This is a genomic window from Nocardia arizonensis (assembly GCF_001310275.1).
In the GTDB taxonomy this organism is placed as follows: Bacteria; Actinomycetota; Actinomycetes; order Mycobacteriales; family Mycobacteriaceae; genus Nocardia; species Nocardia arizonensis.
Map to the genome: position 1 here is coordinate 1 of NZ_LGYZ01000064.1, position 3,425 is coordinate 3,425.

Annotated in this window: 2 protein-coding genes and 1 pseudogene; 1 reads left to right on the forward strand and 2 read right to left on the reverse strand. The window is 65.0% G+C overall.

Going from position 1 to position 3,425, the window contains the following annotated elements; translation table 11 throughout:
- Positions 1-1,720: recombinase family protein (locus tag APZ21_RS11660; protein WP_054813304.1), on the reverse strand; the 1,720-nt coding region annotated here is incomplete at its 3' end.
- 93 nt (positions 1,721-1,813) lie between these two features.
- Positions 1,814-2,119 (reverse strand): annotated as a pseudogene (locus APZ21_RS11665) (transposase); the annotation flags it as partial.
- A 29-nt stretch (positions 2,120-2,148) separates the two neighbouring features.
- On the opposite strand from APZ21_RS11665, the gene APZ21_RS11670 reads away from it, so the two are divergent.
- A partial coding sequence (locus APZ21_RS11670; RefSeq protein WP_204249088.1) for a hypothetical protein occupies positions 2,149-3,425 on the forward strand: 1,277 nt, incomplete at its 3' end.

Below are 3,425 nucleotides of genomic sequence, written 5' to 3' on the forward strand. Positions count from 1 at the left end.
CAGTGCTAACCCCACAAGGGGTGACGCCAACGATCGCGCACTGTTTATTGGGGTGGTAGCGTACTTCCAGCTCCAGTGCCCGGTAGAGCTGGGCCTTGTCGATGGGGTTCGCTGCGGTCAGGACCGCTTTCACGTCGCCGAGGGACTCGACCAGTTTCCGGATTTCGGTCTCGGTGAGCGTCCGGATCTGGGGCAGGCTCTTGATCTCGACCTCGGCGGCGGCTTTCTCGGCTTGGGCGGTGTTCATCGCCGCGACCAACGCTGTCGGGTCGACGCCCGCTTCGATCGCGGCCAGGTGATTGGCGAGTTTGCCTTCGGCGGTGGTGATGCGTTGCCGCAATCCCACGCGGCGGGTGTCGGTGTCCTCGCTGGGCTGGGCGGCGAGCAGGGTCGCTATCGTGCGGTCCCGGTATTTGCGGCCGAACAAGCTGGAAAGCCAGCCATCGACCGGGCCGATCAAGTGGTCTTCACGCAGGTTTACCGTGCGGGGATGCTCGGCGAGTAGAGGGCTGCCGGGGGCGATGGTTTTCGCGCGGCATCGATAGTAGGGGTGGTGGTGCACGGTCTCGCCTTGCATTCGCCGACCGCAGATCTCGCACCGGATCCGTCCCGCCAACAGATACAGATTCGGAGCCGAACGTGTGCGTTCCAGCTTCGCCCGCGAACGGTTACTCGTCCCAGCGCGGCGGCGACGCAGCAGTTGCGCTTCGGTGAAGTCTGCTACCGAGACGATCGCGGGATGCGCGGGCTTGCGCGACCGCACGATTCGGTCGTTCGGTGAACGCCGGAACCGCACTACGTGCCCGGCGGCGACGTCATCGATGTCGAGCAGTTCCTCCTTCTTGCTCCATCGACCGAACACCGCGTATCCGGTGTAGCGGGGATTGGTCAGGATCGCGGTCACCGTGCTCGCTTGCCAACCATCCTGGGAACGGTGCCTGTTCTGCTCCGGGCGATGCGCCGACGGACACGCGACACCTTCCCGATTCAACGCGGTCGCGATCGACTTGTCCCCCAGGCCCGCGAGATAGTCACGGAAGATCCGCGCCACCACCGGTGCGGCCGCGGCATCCAACGACAGGATCCGCAGTTTGAGTCCGTCGGAGGCTCGGTTCGGGTTCGGGTGCGGTGGCCCGTCGATCACCAGGTATCCGTAGGGCGGGCGTCCGCCCTGGTGTCGGCCTTCGTTCAACACCTGGGCGTCCATGCTGGCGCGGGTGCGTTGCTGGACGTGTTGGCGTTCGGACTCGCTGAGCCCGCCCAGCATCGACATCATCATCGAGTGCGTGACGTTGCGGGCGTCGAACAGCCCGTTCAGCTCCGGCACCCACACCTCCACCCCGTGCGCCTCGATACGCGGAGCGACCAGGCTGAACTGGTTGCCGAACCAACACCGTGTGCCCTCGCCCACCACGATCGCCGACCACCCCCGCCCGGGGTTCTTCAGATCCGCCAGCAGCCGCGCCGCTTCCCCGCGGCGGTGCCACGGCACCGAGCGTGACTGACCGATATCGAAATAGTCCGCCACGATCGCCGCACCGTCGACGAACTTCTCCGCGTTACCCCGCTGCCACCGAAACGAGGTCTCTGGATCCTGATTGTCCTCGGTCGAACACCGCCCATAGAACGCGAACCGGCGATCACCGCTCGGGTCGACCATCTCCGGGACGAGTCCCAGCAGTTCGTCGAGCACGTCCCACTCGCCGACCTCCACGCCCATCACCCTCTCCTTCTCCACCCCGCCTATGAGAATGCTCGACCAACAACCGCAACAACACCCGCGCCGCCTCCACACTCAACTCCGGCGGACCATCAGGAACCCGGTCTCATCACCGGCCAGCACGGCCTCGGGATCGCCGAGGTGCTCGACCACATAGTCACGCACATCATCACGCACCCCGTCGACGTCCCAGTCCGCCTTGCGCAGCAACCGCTGCATCCCGTCCGGAGTGCCCTCACCAGCACGTTCCGCCAGCGTCCACCCATTCTTACGCTCCAGCCCGGCCAGCAGGCCCGACACATACTCCCGCGCCCGCTCCCGCGGCTCGGACCTGGCGAACCTAGCCCCGATCCGACACATCAACGAATCCAACTCGGCCACAACACGATCCAACATCACACACCACATCTAACAGCACCGACTCACAGGTGCCGTTGCAGTACAAAGCCACTCGCAGCCTGACGAACTCGCAGGGTACGGCGAACACCATCGAACGCGTCTACAACGCATCCGGTCGTGTCGTGGCCGAACGCACCAACGACGAACCGTGGGCATGCACGACCTACGATGCGCGCGGACGGATCACCACGAAGTCGTTCCCCGCGATCGGCACCCGGCCCGCTCGGACGGTGACCTACAACTACGCCGTCGGCGGAGATCCCCTCACGAAACGGGTTATCGACAGCAGCGGCGCGATCACCACCACGATCGACCTGCTCAACCGCACGACCTCCTACACCGACGCAAACGCGGTGACAACGGCTACCAGCTATGACCGAGCAGGCCGGGTCACGACCTCCCACACCACAGTGCAGGGAGCGACCTCGACCCTGACCAGGCACTGGGACAAAGCCAACAAGCTGACCCGACTCGACCTCGACGGCATCACCGTCGCCACCACGACCTACAACGCCGACATCCTCGCAGCAGTCGCCTACGGCAACGGAGCCGATCTGGCGATCTCGCACAACGACACAGGCCGGGTCGAGGCGCTCGATTGGACAACCGGGGGCTCGACGGTCACCAGCGCGGTCACCCGATCCCGTGAGCAGCGCATCATCAACGAAACAATCACTGACACCGCGACTCCGGGAACCGATTACGAGTACGCCTACACCTATGACAGCATCGGCAGGCTCGTGGCCGCCGATGTGCCGTTCCATCAGCTGGCCTACGAGGTCTCCGCATCCAACGAATGCGGAAACCCGTACGCGGGCCTGAACTCGAACCGGACAGCGTTCGCCGACAGCTACAACGGCGCTCCCGCGGTGGTTACCCGTTATTGCTACGACGCCGCCGACAGATTGCTGTCCACCACCGGAGCGACCGCGCTGACCGTCGCCTACGACACCTACGGCAACACCACACAGATCGGAACAGACACACTCGAATACGATTCCACCCGCCGCCATGTCGCTACGACCACCGCGTCCGGGGGCGCGGTGACCTACACCCGCGACATCGACAACCGCGTCATGGCACGCTCCACCCAGATCAACAGCGACCCCGCACAGGTCACCCGCTACGGCTTCACCTCCGACGAGCCCGGCCCGAACTTCGTCCTCGACGCCGCCGGAAACCTCCGGCAACGCATCGTGAAGCTGCCCGGCGGCGTAATCCTGACGAAGAACTACACAGTCCAGGGCGCAGCCGCAGCCAACTGGTCCTACCCGAACGTGCACGGCGACATCCTGTTCACCACAGA